Source organism: Paenibacillus sp. DMB20, from assembly GCF_000987955.1.
Lineage (GTDB): Bacteria > Bacillota > Bacilli > Paenibacillales > Paenibacillaceae > Paenibacillus_AQ.
On the sequence record NZ_LAZU01000037.1, the window covers coordinates 415,066 to 431,269 of the forward strand.

The window sequence follows — 16,204 nt, forward strand, 5'->3', positions numbered from 1 at the left end:
GCCGCGCGAAAACACCCCTGACGTTCCGGAGGTGTTCATCGTGCTTTATTTAGTTTGTGCAGCATTCGCATTACCATTCAAGGCGGAACAATTCGAGCGAAAGCTCCTGCAGCCTCTTCTTGCTCTCCGCAGCGGCCTTCTCGTCCCCCGCTTGCATGGCCTCGTACAGCTTCTCCAGCTCATCGTCTGTTTCCAGCCTGCAGAGCAGCAGGCGGCGCTCGCCTTCTTTCGATTCAAGCAGCCGGACCATTTCCTGTTCGGTCATGGGGTTTCCTTTCTGGTACAGCACGCGCTGCCGGTACCCCGAAATCTCGACCAGACGAATGACCTCGCCGAACAAAATATTTTCAATCAGGATTTGCCGATCCTTAAACCTCTTGACAACGGCGTGGCCGCGGGTGTTCTCAATCAGCTTCTCCATCCAAACCGCAAGTTTCGGATCCCGTATCATGTAATCCCCGACCAGCTTAAAGCCGCTCCCGGTACGCTGGAACCGCAGCTTGACAAGCTTTCGCCCGGTCCGGATCGAAATGACGAACTGCACGTCGTTCTCACTCCAGTAAAGCGAATACCCTTCCTGGATCAATTCCTTGATCAGGTCCTGGATATGCCGGCGGTCAAACCGGAGCTCCAGATTGCAATACTCCACTTCCTCGCTCTTATTCACGGCACTCCCTCCTTGGTACTCCTGCTCCTATCCGCTTCTTTGGCTAAGACGATTCCCCGTCGCTTGCTTTGACGTTGTCTTATCTATATCTTATACTTCATCTTATGTAACGGTAACTTGGTTTATTGACTATTTTTACCCCATGCCAAAAGGGCCCAAACCTTGCGGTTCAAGATAACCGTCCCCTTCAGCGTCGTTGTTCGATAAGGGTAAGAATATTCGTCCAAGAAGCGCACGTTATGAATATACGAATAAGAAAGGCTGTTGATATATGGGTTTCACCGGATTTGCCGCTGAAGATTTCGATGTGTTTGCCGTACCCGGCCTGGAAGCCCGCATGGGCGCGCTGATCGAACGGGTGCGCCCGAAGCTGGAGGCTCTCGGAGCCGAGCTCGCTCCATACGTCTCCGCCATATGCGGCGAGGAGATGTTCGTACACGTGGCCAAGCACGCCCGCCGCAAGGTCAACCCGCCGATCGATACCTGGGTCGCCTGGGCGGCGAACAAAAGAGGCTACAAAGCCCTTCCCCATTTTGAGGTGGGAATGTTTGAATCGCATCTGTTCATCATATTTGCGATCATTTACGAAAGCCCGAATAAAAGCATATTCGCCGGCAAACTGGAGAAAAAGCTGTCCTCGGTTCGGTCCAAGCTGCCCAAAGACTATTACTGGTCGACCGACCATATGAATCCGAATGGCATCTCTCATGCCGACATGGATAAGGAAAGCTTCTCCGCCCTCATCACCAAGCTGAAACAGGTGAAAAAAGCCGAAGTTATGTGCGGGCTGAGCATTCCGCGGGAGAAAGCCTCGACGATGGACGGGGGAGAGCTGATCCGGACGGTTCAGGAAACGTTTGAAACACTTTTGCCGCTGTACCGGATGGCGTTTTGACCGGATTTCCGGACCCCTTTGATACGAGTGATTGAGAAACCCGAGGAATTGAAAAAAGGATGCCGGACCGATGCTCTCGAATCGGGTTCCTGCATCCTTTTTCATATAGCGAGACAGGCGCTCCGCAAGAACAGCCAAACCCGCAATGAATGGGTCTGGCTGTTTTGGCTGCTCCGTCCGAAAAATCAAGCCTTTGCCCGGCTCGGTTGAGCAGGAGCCCCATGGCGGCGGGACAGGAACAAATGGATGAAAAACATGGCACACATCACGATTCCGCTCGCCACGAAAGGGGCGCCGTGGCCGACCCGGTCCCAGAGCCACCCTGAGATTACGGGGCCGAACACCATTCCCGAGCCCTGCAGCGTCAGAAAGAATCCCCATACGGTCCCTCTCTCCCCTTTGGGGACTAAGCTGGCGACAAACGTATTCCAGCCAGGCAGGATCATGGCATACGCGATCCCTACCACGCAGACCAGCACAAAGACGGCAGGAAGCGACTTGAACATGGTGAAAATGCCCAACGTTACCGCGCATAACAGAAAGCCGATGTTCAGGAAGCGCCTGGTCCCGAAGCGGTCGATCAGCCTGCCCGCCGGTATGAGCGCCAATACGGTAATCCCCCCGCCGATAACGAGGAGCAAACTGTATTGGTTTGGGGACAAGCCCAAGTCATTGGCCACATACAGCGTCAGAACCGGGCTGAGAAGGCCGATGACGGACGACTGCAGGAAAAGCGCGGGATACACGAGCCAGCTTACGTTCAGCGTCGTTTTTATCTCGCGAAGCGTGGCCTTGACGCTCTTGCGAAGCTTCGTCAAGGTCTGCTTCAGCCCTTTTCCTTTGACTGCCGGATGGGAAGACGCCCCCGGCTTGACAGGAATCTTCTTCCTGCCCGGAAGGAGCAGCGCCGTGATGACTAAAATAATGCCCGCCCCGATCAAGATCAAAAAAGCCGTCTGGTAGTTTTTCGAGGTGTGTTCCATGATAAAGTTCATCGTAATGGGACCTATGCCAGTACCGGCAAGCGCAGCCGTTTCCAGCGCTCCCATTGCGGTTCCGTTGCTGTTGTTAGGTCCCGATATTTCCGTTGCCCCGGTCATCGCGCAAGGCCATAGAGGTGCCGTTCCGGTCCCCAGGATCAGGCAAGCCAGCGACAGCCAGATCGGCCCGTCCGTAAATGAAATGATCAGCAGCGAGATGACCACCATGGCGAGCGCAATGGACATCGTGCCGCGAAAGCCAAGCCGCTCCGAAATCCAACCGGCCGGGCTCCGGAACAGGTTGTCTCCCAGATATTGAAGCGCAAAGGCCACTCCGATGACCGTCCCCGACACGCCCAGAATATTTTTCATGTAAACCGGAAGAATGGCCACGAGCAATGAACCCTTCACAAATTCCACCAAAAAAAAGAATTACAAGCAGTTCAAAGAAAAATGGAGACAGCAGCCTGCGTTTTTCTGAGGTTGAGACGATTTGAGACATATTTCCACATCCTATCGTTCATACTGATACAGCACTCTCTATAGTCTTGCCTGTTCTCGGGAAGAAATGCCCTCATAACCTTTGCTTGCATTCCCCCCCTATTTTGCTATACTCAATTTTGTTTATATGAAACACAAATCGACAATCATAAACAATTTCACCTACAGAAAGGTTGTGACAGGGTCCATGGACCATAGCCGTACACCGCTCTTCACCGCACTGAAAGAACACGCGGCCAAAAACCCGGTGCAGTTTCACATTCCCGGCCATAAGAAAGGTCTCGGTACCGATACCGAATTCCGGGAATTTATAGGGGATAACGCCCTCTCCATAGATTTGATCAACATCGCTCCGCTGGATGACCTTCACCAGCCGACCGGGGTGATCGAAGAAGCCCAGAAGCTTGCGGCAGACGCCTTCGGGGCGGATTACACCTTCTTCAGCGTTCAGGGGACCAGCGGCGCCATCATGACGATGATTATGTCCGTATGCTCTCCCGGCGACAAAATTATCGTTCCGCGCAACGTACACAAATCCGTTTTGTCCGCCATCATTTTTACCGGGGCCAAACCGGTTTTCGTATCGCCGGCCCAGGACGGCAACGTCGGCATTGACCACGGCATTACCATCAGCTCCGTGCGTAAAGCGCTAAAGCGCCATCCGGACGCCAAAGCGGTACTTGTCATAAATCCGACCTATTTTGGCGTAAGCGCCAACCTGAAGGAAATCGTGGATCTGGCGCACAGCTATCATGTGCCTGTGCTGGTCGATGAGGCACACGGCGTTCTCATTCACTTCCATGAAGACCTGCCGATGTCCGCGATGGAAGCCGGTGCCGATATGGCGGCTACGAGTGTACACAAGCTTGGAGGCTCCATGACGCAAAGCTCCGTTCTCAACCTGAATACCAAGAACGGGTATATCAATCCGTTCCGGGTTCAGACGATCATCAGCATGTTGACGACGACGTCAACCTCGTATATTCTGCTTGCTTCCCTCGACACGTCCCGCCGCAATCTGGCCCTTAAAGGACGCGAGATGGCAGCGAGAGCAATCGAAATGGCGCAGTACGCCCGCCGCTCCATCAACGAGATTGACGGCTTGTACTGTTTTGGCGATGAAATCCTTGGCGGCGAGGCAACCTACAGTTTGGATCCGACCAAAGTGACCATCCATGTGCGCCATCTCGGTATTACCGGATACGAAACGGAGAATTGGCTCCGGGAGCATTATAACATTGAGGTCGAGCTCAGCGATATGTACAATATTTTGTGCTTGATCACGCCGGGCGACACCCTGGATACGGTTGAAACTTTGCTGACCGCCCTGCGCGAGCTGTCCAAAAAACATCACAACAAGAACGAGATCAACGAGCTGGTCGTGAAAATTCCTGAGATTCCTCAGCTTTCCCTCATCCCAAGGGATGCTTTTTACGGAGATACGGAAGTGATTCCGTTTAAGGAATCCGCAGGCCGGATCATCGCGGAATTTATTTACGTCTACCCGCCGGGTATTCCGATCCTTCTTCCGGGCGAGGTCATTTCGCAGGACAACATCGATTACATCACCGATCATGTGGACGTCGGGCTTCCCGTCAAAGGCCCCGAGGATCGGTACATCCGGAACGTCAAGGTTATCGTCGAAGCGGATCCGATTTTCTAAGATATTCTTATAAAAACCCCAGTGCATCCGCACTGGGGTTTCGTGTTGGGACAAAAACCTACTCTTGGGCGGCTACCAGCTCGTTATAAGCCTCTTCCACCGCATTCCACTCATCTTCGTCCTCGATATTATAAAGAACCATTTCCTCGTTCTCTTCTTCCATACGCAGAATAACGCCGTCAGCTTCCGGGTTATTACGCTCGATAAGAAGGGCATATAGTTTTTCGCCGACATCAAACGTCTCCACGAGAACCATTTCCACTTCTTTGCCCTGTTCGTCCGTCAATGTCAGCACAAACTCTTCATGTTCGTGATCGTGGTCATGATCATGACCGCAGCCACAGGCATCTCCATGACCATGTGTGTGATCGCTCATTGAAAAAAACCTCACTTCGGTTAAATTATCATACTTCCGTATGGTACCATGGAAGAATGATCAGGTCAATTTTACCAGAGAGCTTCTACCTAATTCAAAACCGTAATTACTTTTTCCGCCACTTTTTCGTATCCCGAGTCTGCCGAATACTTGATGTAAAACCCTACCGAATACTTGCCGACCCTGTCGAAGTCATAAGTGAAATCATTGGTGCGGAACCAGAAGTTATCCTTGTTCTGATTGTCGATATTCTGGGACTGTATATCTTTAACATTACCCGAAGGATCTTCGATGGCTACTTTTACCGCATGCACGTTATCGTATAAAGTATCCACCTGGCTGAAAACGTTAAACTTCAACTTCCCCCGGTTGACGTTCCCGAATGCAGTATCCCCCTTGAACAGGAAAATATGCACGTTCGGCTTGATTACCTGGACTTTTCCGCTTTTCTTATCCCATTGTACGGCGCCGTTCATGTCCCGGACCGGGACATATATTTTGTTGTCGATCAGGTAGCCCCCGTCCTTCAGCTCCTTCCCGTTCATCAGCACTTTTACTTGTTCATAAAAAGAGTCGGCAAACAGCATGGTTCCCCCACCCATTAAAGAAATAACGAGCGTTGCCGCCATAACCTTTTTCCAGTTCACCTTCATTAATGCACCCCTCCGTTTAGTTTCTGGTTGTTATATGTGTATACTACAAATGAAAAAATAAAAGTTGCGCGCTTTTGATAATTTTTCGCGTTTTATTTATTTTCGTTGGTTGTTTGGCATAAATTCGCTAGAATGGAAAGGAAAGCTGCTTTTTACTACAAATTTTATTGGTGCTGGAGGTTGAGTTCATTGACGTTAAAACTGCAAATGCTCGGTACTGGCGGCGCTTTCGCCAAATCTTACTTCAACAACAACGCCCTCGTTTTCGACGAGGATTTTACGCTGCTCGTGGACTGCGGGGTGACCGCGCCGATGGCGCTTCACCGTCTCGGCCGTTCCTTCGAATACGTGGATGCCGTTCTTGTCACGCACACCCATGCCGATCATGTCGGAGGACTGGAAGAGCTGGCCTTCAAAATGAAAATGCAGTACAAGCGCAAAATTCCGTTATACATAGCCGATTCCCTCGTCACGACGCTTTGGGAAAACACGCTGAAAGGCGGACTTTATCAGGAAGGTTCCATCACCTCTCTTGACGACGTCTTCAAAGTATTTCCTCTTACTCCGGGAGAAGCGGCGGACATATCCCCCGGAATACGCGCAGAGCTGATCCAAACCAGACACATTCCCGGAAAAGACAGCTATTCGCTTTATTTGAATGAACGTGTTTTTTTCAGTGCGGACATGACCTTCGATCCCGCGCTGCTTCTCAAGCTTGTTCAAGAGCGCGGCTGCGAGGTCATTCTTCACGAATGCCAGCTGGAGGGCCCCGGCCAGGTGCATACCACGCTCGATGAGCTTCTAAGCCTGCCGGAAGATATCCAAAAACGGATCTACCTGATGCATTACGGCGACAATATGAGCAGCTTCGAGGGGCGAACGGGACCTATGCGTTTCCTGGAACAGCACCGGATCTATGAACTCTAGAAGCTCGGTTTGAAGCCTCCCGTTAGATCCGCGAATAGAATCCTTCGGGCTAAGGGGATACTAACAACGGGAGGCGATAATTATGAATAACGATGGACAACAAGCCGAAGTTGTAGCCGTACGAAAAAAATGGCGACGGTGATATCGTTCAGCTTAAGCTGGACAACGGACAGGTCGTAGATTACAAAACCGCTCAGCAAATGGTTCAAAACAAAGAAATCAGGAACCTGAACGTGTTCCGCGGACGGGACGACGAGCTTCATCTGCGTTCCAATGCCGACGGCGACCCGAGCAATAACCTGGATAATCTGCCGGGATTTTAATATATCTCTGTGCCGGTCCGAAAGGCCGGCTTTTTGCTTTCCTGAACCTATACATATCTCGGCTACAACCGGCTGAATTCCTTTGATTCCTGGCAAACGTACAAGAAAAAAACCGTCCATACATGAACGGTCAGAGTTTTTTTTATATACAGATTTCCAAATTTTAGCTTAAACGGACTTTCTGGCTATTGTCGACTTAAAGTGGTGTTTGAGGTTTTAAATTATTTTTAATTCAGCTCTTTTTTTCATGCGGACATGAGGGATTCCGGCGTCGTCAAATGGCTCGTCCGATATGGTCACATAACCGAGCTTGTTGTAAAAGCCCTCGGCCTGGCACTGGGCGTCAAGGATGGAATAAACAAGCCTGAGCTCCCTGGCCTGCGTTTCCATGGCCATGAGGAGAACACGGCCGAGACCCTTGGAACGGTAAGGTTTGCGTACGGCGATACGCTGCATTTTGGCCGATTCTTTATCGTAGTAAATTACTCGGCCTGTTGCCGCGTACTCGCCGTCATATTTAATCAAAACATGGTGCGCGTCGGCATCCAGGCTGTCGTAATCGTCGATTTCCAGATCGATTGGAACCTGCTGCTCCTCAACGAATACTTCTTTCCGAATGTTCAGCGCCTCTTTCAGCTGATCTTCCGTGGTGACATTAATGATTTCCGCTGCCATTTCCAACACCTCTCGATATCTCAAATCACTTCCGAAACAGTTCGCCGGATATATAGATGAATTATTATACAAAATATTTATTTTCCTGTATAGTAGAGGAAAATGCATCATACGGAAAGGAGCCGGAGAGCAAATATGGGAATCGGCGGCACGATTTTTTGGGCTGTCATCATTTCGATTATTCTGATTTACCCTATGTTTTATACCATAAATAAAGGTTATTCCCGTAAATGGGATGAAGAACAGGACCCGGATGGACGATAAACCGCCACCCCTTGCGGCCGGCGGTTATTTTCTTGGTTTGGGTCCAGGTCTTCCTTCCGGTAGCATCGCTACAGCTTATCTTTAAGCATGCTTTCCGGCTCGAGTACCGGATCGGGAAAAAGCCTTTCTCCCCTGCCTCCCGGCGCATATACGTCTTTTTCAACCGAACGGTCATAAACATCCTTTAATACAGGCGAAACCGGGGATTGGAGCGGGTCCATATCGACGGACGTTCTGCCCGATATGCTGCAGCCGCTTAAAAGCGGAAACAGCAGGAGTAACGCAAACGACCGCTTTCCCTTCATTATGTAACACTTTCCATTTGACACGCAGTCGTCCCCCTAATTGGAAAAATCAAACTCCCCCTAGTCTGAACCGGAACGAGGCATTTTATAACGAAGAAAATAATTGACACGTTAACCATCAGCTGATAATATATAAATTGTCTTTCGAAACTTATTTATCATGATCTGTTAGCTCAGCTGGGAGAGCACCATCTTGACAGGGTGGGGGTCAGTGGTTCGAGCCCACTACAGATCATCGCCGAGAACCCTTGTGGCATTAAGCCGCAGGGGTTTTTCTTTTTTTTCACTTTCTCCATATTCCGTTAGATAATTGTGAGTGGGGACAAAATGGGGACAAAACCTGTTTGTACGTCTGTTTTATAGTCCTATTTGGTCTCATTTCTATAAATCACCCTATATGATTTTTAATTTGACTGATATAAAAAAAACGGCTCAACACTGGTGAAGTGCACCCCTTAGATTAGACATTGGAACCCCCCTAGGGTTAACCGATGAATTTCTAGGGGGTCATTTTTATGCCAGCAAAGAAAGGTCAAAAATAATCAAGGCCTGGTTTACATACCTCTTGAAGATATACAGCACGTAAGTCGGCTAATACCATTAAATCGTAAAAAAGACCATGCTAGCACATAATCGGTATGGTAAAGTCCAATAATCGGTTCCACCAATCACTTCTATTTTTCTTTGCCTATGCGCCCTGGCCGTTCATGTAATACATCATAAGATAAGGTGTAGTTTAAAACAAACAAAGGAGGAATCATTCATGGGTGAAGCAGTAGGTGGATACGGCGGTGGATACGGCAGCAAAGTAGGAATAGTTCTTGTATTGTTCATCTTGCTGGTTATCGTCTTAGCTGCATTCGTATAATAAGATCTAGTATCCTCAAAGCTAAAGAAAGACCCTGCCAGCACATAGCCGGCAGGGTCTTCAGATTTCAGGCATTCGGGATTTTAGTATGAGTACTATAAAAAAAAAATTTGACAAATAATCTTGTGCATATTGGAACAAGCCAGCACCATATATTTAGTTAACGATTTGACCTTCGGCTAAAATGTCTGCTCTGAAATCAACGTAATGGAGGGGTTAATTTGTCTGATCCGTTTGTGGTTCGGTCATTAGACGAAATCCGCTTTTGGTCACGAATAATGAAAGAACATTCACTATTCCTTCGATTAGGTTTTAGGTGTGAAGACACGCAATTGATCAATGAGGCGAATCAATTTCAAGCTGTGTTTGATGATATAGAAAGAAGAGCCTACGCATTTACAGCAGATGCCGATCCACAAATGATTAGGGAGTTTAATACTGAAGTACATAATGCCGCAGCACATATTTGGGCATTCAAAAGGAAAGTTTTGGGTCTTATCCTACGATGTAAACTCCCAGGTCAAAACAATTTCCCCTTGCTCGTTGATCATGTAAGCAGAGAGGCTAATTATTTTAGGAATCGGTTGGAAGAACTTAATCTCGGAAGACTTGAGCCCCTACACGATGCGATCATAGATGAAAATGTTTTCTTTCTAAAAATTATGGCGGATCACGCAAAATTTATAAGCCACCTCCTTGACCCGTCTGAACGGAAGCTAGTGAAACAAGCGAGGGAATTTAGCCAAGAATTTGATACCCTCTTGTGGCAAGCAGTGGATCTGAGCTCTATGCGGCCTCAATCCCAAACCATTCCTTTATTAAGTCAATTTGTTGATGAGAATCGAGTCTCCGTTAAATCCCTCCGGGATTTCAAAAAAAACAGCTCGCGATTTAATTGAAGAATGCCGAATCAAAAGCATCATTCATCCCTTATTGGCCGATCATGTATTCCGGGAAGCGGAACGGTTTCTGTTTATTCTCGATATGTTTGAGCAATCTTTATCAGGGGTCAAAGTAAACAAGAAAGAAATACTGTTTTAACTATCCTTAAATACTTTCAGATGTTGTTCCAAAAAATCCCCCGCCAGCATCTAGCCAGCGGGCCATTTCTCATTGTTCTGGAATTCCCGCAGCTCGCCGAAGGTAATTCGCCAAATTGTGAGCATGGGTCTTCCCCACCTCATCGCCTTCCTTGTACTTGGCAAACCACAGCGGAGACACGTAATTATCAATCAATGCCTGGGCGGTTCCCACCGGCAGCGGTACGAAATTAGGTGTAGAAGCCTGCTGCGGGGCCTGCTTAAGGTCAGCAGCAACATCGTTGTAAAATTGCTTCAACGTCTTTTTGCCAAACAGCAGCGAGCGGAACCGGCGTGCCGTTAGATTCTTGAACCGTTCCCCGTATGACCCCCACAGAGGCTGTGGGAGAGGCCTGAAGAGCAATCGCCCTTTCGATTCCCCTAGTGCCTGCCCGACTTTGCGGACAGCCTTATCAGACGTAGACGGTTTGAAAAATCAGATTATCCGTATACTTGTACAGAGACCGTCGCATGAAGTATGATGGAGACCCATGCCGTTCAAAGCGGATTGGAGGCACGGGACAAGACCTATTTCCTATTATGAAAGGAGAACAAGTAATGTCTGTCAATGCTTATTTGGTTTTTAATGGAAACTGTCGCGAGGCCGTTGAGTTCTATGCAGATGTATTCGGAACGGAAAAGCCGCAAATTATGACCTTCGGCGATAATCCGCCAAACCCGGAATACCAGCTTCCGGAAGAAGCGAAGAACCTTGTCATGCATGCCCGTTTAACGATTAGCGACAGCAATGTCATGTTCTCGGACACGTTTCCGGGCATGCCTTTCGTGGTAGGCAATAATATCACCCTTGCGATTGTAACGAATAGTCGCGATGAAGTTGAGACATGGTTCAACAAGCTGAAGGAGGGCGGAAAGGTAGGCATGGAGCTGCAGGAAACGTTCTGGAGCAAGTGCTACGGTCAAGTGACTGACAAATTCGGGATCGAATGGCAGTTCAACTATGAAGAGAATCCGACCTCATAAGAACGGATCGCATTAACTCTTTTTTGAAGCTTGACGTTAGTGTAACCCAGTCCATAGTTCCTTAAATAGAGGGCTATTACAGGAGTTGGAACGTCTATAAATTTAACGTTAAAACAGCCGAGCAAGCAAATGCTTGCCCGGCTGTTTTAATCTCGCCCCTCAGGCGAATGTCGGTGTTGGAATGCCGAAGCCTATATTGAGGCAACGGTCTCTCTTTTATCCAGCTCCAAAGGCAAAAAGGCATAGGTTCCGTCCTTAACTATCTGGCATCTACGGACAGGAACGGGACGTCTGAAAATAGGTCCGTCTATTACGGTAGTATGAAACTCCCCGCCTTCTCCGCAAGGGTCTATGCCGCGAGCTTCAAGCTCCTTCACATATTCATGGGTTAAAATCCGCCCCAAATCGTCTTCACTCATCCCCAGTGATAAATTTACGGTTACCACGATCGTGACAAATCCCAGATTGATGAACTCCTGAACCGTTTCAAGGTGATCCATTTCCCACAGAGGCATACCCAGCTTCAAACCGGCGTTTGTCGTAACCTTGTCGTGCCAACAACCATGGGCAGGGACATCCAAGTCGCCGGTTACCAGTACTTCTGCACCTTGTTCCTTCGCTTTTTCTAACAATTCCATGTAGACGGCTTCATAATCTTCCCAACTCGCAGCTCCGGTATAAACAGGCAAACCGATGGATTCCGCTTGGGCGTTTATCAGTTCCGGAGGCATTCCGTGCGACCGGGATCGCTGCCCTTCTTCCTCCAACATCACGATCAGCCCTACGGCTTCCCCAACCTTCATGGCTTTATATAAAGCCAACGTGCTGTCTTTTCCCCCACTGAAGGAAGCAACGAACTTATGTCCGTGAGCACCATTTTTCCAATCCTGATCTGTCATCCTATTCTTCCCCTTTGTTTGCTCTATGCTTGGTGACCTGTAACCCATGTTTATATATTAAGCCTCGTGGAGTGAAATCATCAAATATTTATAAGCCCGCCAAGCATGACAAGGCGGAAGGATTCGGTTAATCGTCAAAACTAGGCGTCGTTTTACCGGTCATCGGATTTGTCTTTTTATCGCCTCCAAATTTTTCAGGCAAAAAAACCGAGAGGATGAACTCTCGGCCTAACGATATCCATCTGAGGTTTTATGACAAATAACTTATTGCAACACCCACAAGCAGCATAACAAGGATAGCCCCCATGTAACCCAAGGCAAGCCCGAGAACGTTCATGACCGTCTGGCTTTTCGAAGTTTCTGCCTGTTCCAGTTCATGAATTCTGCCTTCAAGCTCCATTAATTTATGTTTATTGTTCATGGTATCCTCCGGTTGTTTATGTCCCTCTTAATAGATAACGCCATATATAAACAAAAGTTACATTTTATTTATTGGTATTTTTATACAAGCGAAGACCCCGCGGATCCTCCACAGGGTCTTCTGTCGTGGGAAGCGATATAAAACGCTAAGCAATTTTCCAATTGCTAGGGAGCTTTGCCTTTAAAAAACCGCCGAAACTTCGACCGTTTTTTCCTTTTCCATTTCAGTGTGTTCATGGTTAATCCACAACCTTTCGAAAACTGCCGTCCGACTGTTTTCCGTCTGTTGAAGGATGACTACCACTTCCCACTCATGTTCTATTTAACCACGGCAGCAATGGGTGAAACACTCGAGGAGATGTTTTTTTTCTGCAACGGCGTATAGCTGGACGCAACCGGCATGATCCGGCGAACCGCTATCGATCCGGAGTAGCTCCCCCAAGCCTTCCTGCCATAGGATTTCGTTTTACGTGAATTCAATAAACCGAATGAGGGAACTCTAACCAATATAGCCGCCAAGAACAGGAGGTGAAACCGGATTGAACATCAAAACCGACGATTACCGAATTGCTCCGCTTAACGGAAACGACCAGACCTTAAACGCCATCAAGGCAGCCGAAGCGGAAATAGCCGAAATAACGGGTAAAGAGGTTACGCTCATTGCCTACGAAAAAACAGATAAAACGAAGCGGTAGCCCTTGGGGCAATAGCTTATCGATCCCTTCCATGCCAGGAAGGGTATTTTTTTGCGAAAAATTTCAGAAAACCTGCACCTTTTTCGACATTTGAATCGTATATATTATGTCGCAGGAAAATACCTAAAATCCCCAATACCTGGCCCATACATATCATCCTGTTACACCACCTTCATACAAAAAAACGAAAAAAAAGGGGCTGAGATTCCTTCAACCGTACAGGCAACATTGCGTCTCTTTTGCATACATTGGAGAGTCGAAAAGAGGTGATACCCATTTTGAAGAAGGCTTTATACCGCACGCTGGTCTTTGCCTTGCTGCTGCTGTTCGCTTTCCCCGTCGTTCATGAGGCTGACGCCGCTAGTCAAAAGCTGGACTCCAAATACGCCAAACACAAGCAGTTCATCGTGATCGACAAATCCAGCAACAAGCTTACCTACTATGAAAAAGGCAAGGTCGTCAAAACCTTCCTTGTAGCCACGGGAAAGAAACCTTCCTACACGCCCGAGGGTCTGTTTAAAATCCACGAGAAAACGAAAAACAGGCCTTATTATAAAAAAGAAAATCAAAGGCGGAGATCCGAGAAATCCCCTGGGGGACCGATGGCTCGGCATCAACGTAAAAATCAATGGAAGAACGAGTTATGCTTACGCCATCCACGGCAACAACAATCCCGCTTCCATCGGAAAATACGTATCCGACGGCTGCATCCGGATGTACAACAAGGATGTCCGCTGGCTGTTCGACAAGGTGAAGATGAGCACCCCCGTACTTATTCAAAAATAATAGGATACCTTAAGCCGGAGCCCTGCAAAAGGGCCCGGTTTTTTTAAGATATAAGAAAAGTATAAGCTTCGAAAGACGCGGCTTCCTTATATCGCAAGAAAAACTTCCGCTAAATGCTGTCTGTTTGGATTGAAACGGCGCTTTTCCCGTTTGAACATCCTCAAATATGCCCCGTTATCGTTCGCTTGACAGAGGAAAAGAGCAGCGGCCCCGGTTTCGTACCGGTTTAGGGACAACAAAAAAGCCCATCATTGTTCGATGAGCTTTTGCATGACTCCGATCGCGGGCCAATCCCTTCGTTCGTTATATGTGCGCTTTCGCGGTCTGATGGATGCGGCAGACGTTGCTATATCTGCGTTCATTTCCGTTGACGGCGATCGTCAATTCATTCCCATACGTCCACTTGTATAAGTTCAAGCAGCCTCTGGTGATCCTCCGGAACCACGCAGCCTGCGGTCGGTTTCAGCGCGTTGGCGCTTCCGGCCGCGGCGGCATAACGCAGGCATTCTTCCGCCGGCAGTTCGCGAACATGGGCAAAAGCATACCCTGCCACGAAAGAGTCTCCGCTGCCTACCGGATTTACCGCTTTGATTTCCGGAATCCGGATTCGATAGATCAGGCCGCCAATGCATGCCAATGCGCCCATCGCACCCAAAGTGACAATGACTCTCGGAATGCCCGTATCCTCCGCAAGCTTCCGGATGGCGGCTCCATAGGCGTGAAGGTTGCCCTCTCCAGCCGCATCCAAGCGAGGATCGTTGTCCCCGGCACTGCTCAGCCACGGTTTGATTTCGTCCTCGTTCGGCTTGATGAAGCCTGGTTTTCCTTTCATCCCCGCTTCCAGCGCGGGTCCGCTGCTGTCCAGGAATACCTCCGCGCCGCAGGAGGAAGCTATTTCAATCAACTCGGCGTAAAGCTCCGGCCGGCATCCCTTCGGCAGGCTTCCCGAAATAATGACCAGACCTGCTTTCCCGGCAAGCTCCCCGACTTTTGCTTTGATTGCTGCCTCATCCTTCGGCGTCACCGGCGGACCCGGCTCCAAAGCCTCCGTAAAGGTATGGTTCAATTCGTCTATAATGCTAAGACAGATTCTCGATTCGCCTTGTATATTTACAAAATCGGTATGAATTCCTTCATCTTCTGCCGCACGGGCGATAAACTGCCCGTTATAACCGGCGGTAAAACCCGTAGCGGTAATTTCACGGTGCCCCAATTGATGCAAAACCCTTGAAACGTTAAGGCCCTTACCTCCGGCAATAGCATGAACCTGTTCTACGCGCATTACGGTCCCCGCCGTCCAACCGTTCATATAGTAAGTTTTATCAATGGCTGCATTTAACGTTACGGTGACAATCCTTGGGTTCATTGCAGATAATCCCTGGCCTTGCCGAAGGAGCCGCACAGCCGCATTTTCTCGATCGCTGCCGCTTTTAAGGCTTGTTTGGCAGGAACCATGTATTTGCGCGGATCGTTTTCTTCCGGATTATGATCGAATACGTCTTTGATCGCGTTGGAGAAGACAATGCGGAGCTCTGTCGCCACGTTCATTTTGGACATGCCCTCCGCCACGCAGCGTCTGACCTGTTCATCCGGAATGCCGGATCCGCCGTGGAGAACAAGCGGCACCGACACTTTGGCCGCTATTTTGCGGATCCGTTCAAAATCGATGTTCGGTTCTCCTTTGTAAATGCCATGGGCCGTTCCTATGGCAGGCGCGAGCGTATGCACGCCGGTTAACTCCACGAAGCGTTGGCACTCGTCCGGGTCTGCCAGCATGGCATGCTGATCGTCCACGACGATATCGTCCTCCACCCCGCCGACGCGTCCGAGCTCGGCCTCCACATTGATTCCTACGGCATTTGCGGCTTCCACGACTTTTCGGGTCATATCCACGTTCACGTCAAAGGCTTCATGAGAGGCGTCAATCATGACGGAGGTATAACCGGCCCGGATGCACTGCATGATGATATTGAAATCGGAACAGTGGTCCAGGTGCAGCGCAATCGGTACGCTTGATCTTTCGGAAGCGACCATTGCAGCTTTTGCAATATAGTCCGGTCCTAGATGCTTTACGGTCCCGACCGTGGATTGAATGATTAGCGGCGACTGCGTTTCTTCCGCTGCCTCAACGACAGCCTGCAGCATTTCAAGCGTATGCACGTTAAACGCGCCGACGCAGTATCCCCCGCCGCGTGCAGTCTCCAATAAAGGCGTAGATGATATTAAGGTCATTGTGTAAGCCTC

The 16,204-nt window shown here is 49.0% G+C and carries 18 protein-coding genes, 1 tRNA gene and 2 pseudogenes; 10 read left to right on the forward strand and 11 right to left on the reverse strand.

The window, feature by feature from the left end; translation table 11 throughout:
- Window positions 1–70: 70 nt before the first annotated feature.
- Window positions 71–667: a hypothetical protein gene (locus tag XI25_RS22600; RefSeq protein WP_046680330.1), complete on the reverse strand. Its 597-nt coding sequence runs from the start codon at window positions 665–667 to the stop codon at window positions 71–73.
- A gap of 271 nt (window positions 668–938) precedes the next feature.
- Between XI25_RS22600 and XI25_RS22605 the strand changes: the two genes are divergently transcribed.
- Window positions 939–1,562 (forward strand): DUF1054 domain-containing protein, encoded by a 624-nt coding sequence (locus tag XI25_RS22605; RefSeq protein ID WP_046680331.1) that lies wholly within the window; start codon window positions 939–941, stop codon window positions 1,560–1,562.
- Between the two features lie 185 nt (window positions 1,563–1,747).
- Here XI25_RS22605 and XI25_RS22615 read toward each other — a convergent pair whose 3' ends face one another.
- The gene (locus tag XI25_RS22615) at window positions 1,748–2,953 is read right to left on the reverse strand and encodes an MFS transporter (protein ID WP_235440078.1); all 1,206 of its coding nucleotides are present in this window, start codon (window positions 2,951–2,953) and stop codon (window positions 1,748–1,750) included.
- A gap of 277 nt (window positions 2,954–3,230) precedes the next feature.
- On the opposite strand from XI25_RS22615, the gene XI25_RS22620 reads away from it, so the two are divergent.
- On the forward strand, window positions 3,231–4,706 hold the full coding sequence (locus tag XI25_RS22620; protein ID WP_046680333.1) for an aminotransferase class I/II-fold pyridoxal phosphate-dependent enzyme: 1,476 nt from the start codon (window positions 3,231–3,233) through the stop codon (window positions 4,704–4,706).
- A gap of 58 nt (window positions 4,707–4,764) precedes the next feature.
- On the opposite strand, the gene XI25_RS22625 is transcribed toward XI25_RS22620, so the two are convergent.
- Entirely contained in the window at window positions 4,765–5,082 is a 318-nt protein-coding gene (locus tag XI25_RS22625; protein ID WP_046680334.1) for a DUF1292 domain-containing protein, read from the reverse strand.
- Window positions 5,083–5,171: 89 nt separating this feature from the next.
- Window positions 5,172–5,729, reverse strand: a complete 558-nt coding sequence (locus XI25_RS22630) for a copper amine oxidase (RefSeq protein ID WP_046680456.1) — start codon at window positions 5,727–5,729, stop codon at window positions 5,172–5,174.
- Window positions 5,730–5,924: 195 nt separating this feature from the next.
- Between XI25_RS22630 and XI25_RS22635 the strand changes: the two genes are divergently transcribed.
- Both XI25_RS22635 and XI25_RS32405 read left to right on the forward strand, forming a co-directional pair.
- Window positions 5,925–6,662, forward strand: a complete 738-nt coding sequence (locus XI25_RS22635; protein ID WP_046680335.1) for an MBL fold metallo-hydrolase — start codon at window positions 5,925–5,927, stop codon at window positions 6,660–6,662.
- An 82-nt stretch (window positions 6,663–6,744) separates the two neighbouring features.
- Window positions 6,745–6,985, forward strand: a pseudogene (locus XI25_RS32405) (DUF3892 domain-containing protein).
- A gap of 216 nt (window positions 6,986–7,201) precedes the next feature.
- Here XI25_RS32405 and XI25_RS22645 read toward each other — a convergent pair.
- Complete coding sequence (locus XI25_RS22645; RefSeq protein WP_046680337.1) at window positions 7,202–7,660, reverse strand: GNAT family N-acetyltransferase; 459 nt, start codon at window positions 7,658–7,660, stop codon at window positions 7,202–7,204.
- A gap of 332 nt (window positions 7,661–7,992) precedes the next feature.
- Window positions 7,993–8,253 (reverse strand): hypothetical protein, encoded by a 261-nt coding sequence (locus tag XI25_RS22650; protein WP_152669196.1) that lies wholly within the window; start codon window positions 8,251–8,253, stop codon window positions 7,993–7,995.
- A gap of 138 nt (window positions 8,254–8,391) precedes the next feature.
- Between XI25_RS22650 and XI25_RS22655 the strand changes: the two genes are divergently transcribed.
- The 3 genes and pseudogenes from XI25_RS22655 to XI25_RS22660 all read left to right on the forward strand — a co-directional run bounded on the left by XI25_RS22655 (window position 8,392) and on the right by XI25_RS22660 (window position 10,138).
- A tRNA-Val gene (locus XI25_RS22655) sits at window positions 8,392–8,464 on the forward strand.
- A 528-nt stretch (window positions 8,465–8,992) separates the two neighbouring features.
- Window positions 8,993–9,097, forward strand: coding sequence for a sporulation protein YjcZ (locus XI25_RS32410; protein WP_082112470.1), 105 nt, complete (start codon window positions 8,993–8,995; stop codon window positions 9,095–9,097).
- Window positions 9,098–9,375: 278 nt separating this feature from the next.
- Window positions 9,376–10,138, forward strand: a pseudogene (locus XI25_RS22660) (DUF2935 domain-containing protein).
- Window positions 10,139–10,207: 69 nt separating this feature from the next.
- Here the strand turns inward: XI25_RS22660 and XI25_RS22665 are convergent.
- Complete coding sequence (locus XI25_RS22665; RefSeq protein WP_046680339.1) at window positions 10,208–10,540, reverse strand: hypothetical protein; 333 nt, start codon at window positions 10,538–10,540, stop codon at window positions 10,208–10,210.
- A 194-nt stretch (window positions 10,541–10,734) separates the two neighbouring features.
- Between XI25_RS22665 and XI25_RS22670 the strand changes: the two genes are divergently transcribed.
- Window positions 10,735–11,160 carry a VOC family protein gene (locus tag XI25_RS22670; RefSeq protein WP_046680340.1) on the forward strand — a complete coding sequence of 142 codons (426 nt, stop codon included), beginning with the start codon at window positions 10,735–10,737 and terminating at the stop codon, window positions 11,158–11,160.
- A 191-nt stretch (window positions 11,161–11,351) separates the two neighbouring features.
- On the opposite strand, the gene XI25_RS22675 is transcribed toward XI25_RS22670, so the two are convergent.
- The gene (locus XI25_RS22675; RefSeq protein ID WP_046680341.1) at window positions 11,352–12,059 is read right to left on the reverse strand and encodes a diphthine--ammonia ligase; all 708 of its coding nucleotides are present in this window, start codon (window positions 12,057–12,059) and stop codon (window positions 11,352–11,354) included.
- Window positions 12,060–12,309: 250 nt separating this feature from the next.
- Entirely contained in the window at window positions 12,310–12,480 is a 171-nt protein-coding gene (locus XI25_RS33485) for a hypothetical protein (protein ID WP_160308946.1), read from the reverse strand.
- 538 nt (window positions 12,481–13,018) lie between these two features.
- On the opposite strand from XI25_RS33485, the gene XI25_RS33790 reads away from it, so the two are divergent.
- Both XI25_RS33790 and XI25_RS22680 read left to right on the forward strand, forming a co-directional pair.
- A complete protein-coding gene (locus tag XI25_RS33790) occupies window positions 13,019–13,174 on the forward strand; it encodes a hypothetical protein (RefSeq protein ID WP_200901465.1) in 156 nt (51 codons plus the stop codon).
- Window positions 13,175–13,452: 278 nt separating this feature from the next.
- Entirely contained in the window at window positions 13,453–14,007 is a 555-nt protein-coding gene (locus XI25_RS22680) for a L,D-transpeptidase (protein ID WP_235440080.1), read from the forward strand.
- A gap of 338 nt (window positions 14,008–14,345) precedes the next feature.
- Here the strand turns inward: XI25_RS22680 and XI25_RS22685 are convergent, their stop codons facing one another.
- Complete coding sequence (locus XI25_RS22685) at window positions 14,346–15,326, reverse strand: 1-phosphofructokinase family hexose kinase (protein WP_046680342.1); 981 nt, start codon at window positions 15,324–15,326, stop codon at window positions 14,346–14,348.
- Complete coding sequence (locus tag XI25_RS22690) at window positions 15,323–16,192, reverse strand: class II fructose-bisphosphate aldolase (RefSeq protein ID WP_046680343.1); 870 nt, start codon at window positions 16,190–16,192, stop codon at window positions 15,323–15,325. The genes XI25_RS22685 and XI25_RS22690 overlap by 4 nt, the downstream gene beginning before the upstream one ends.
- Window positions 16,193–16,204 lie beyond the last annotated feature (12 nt).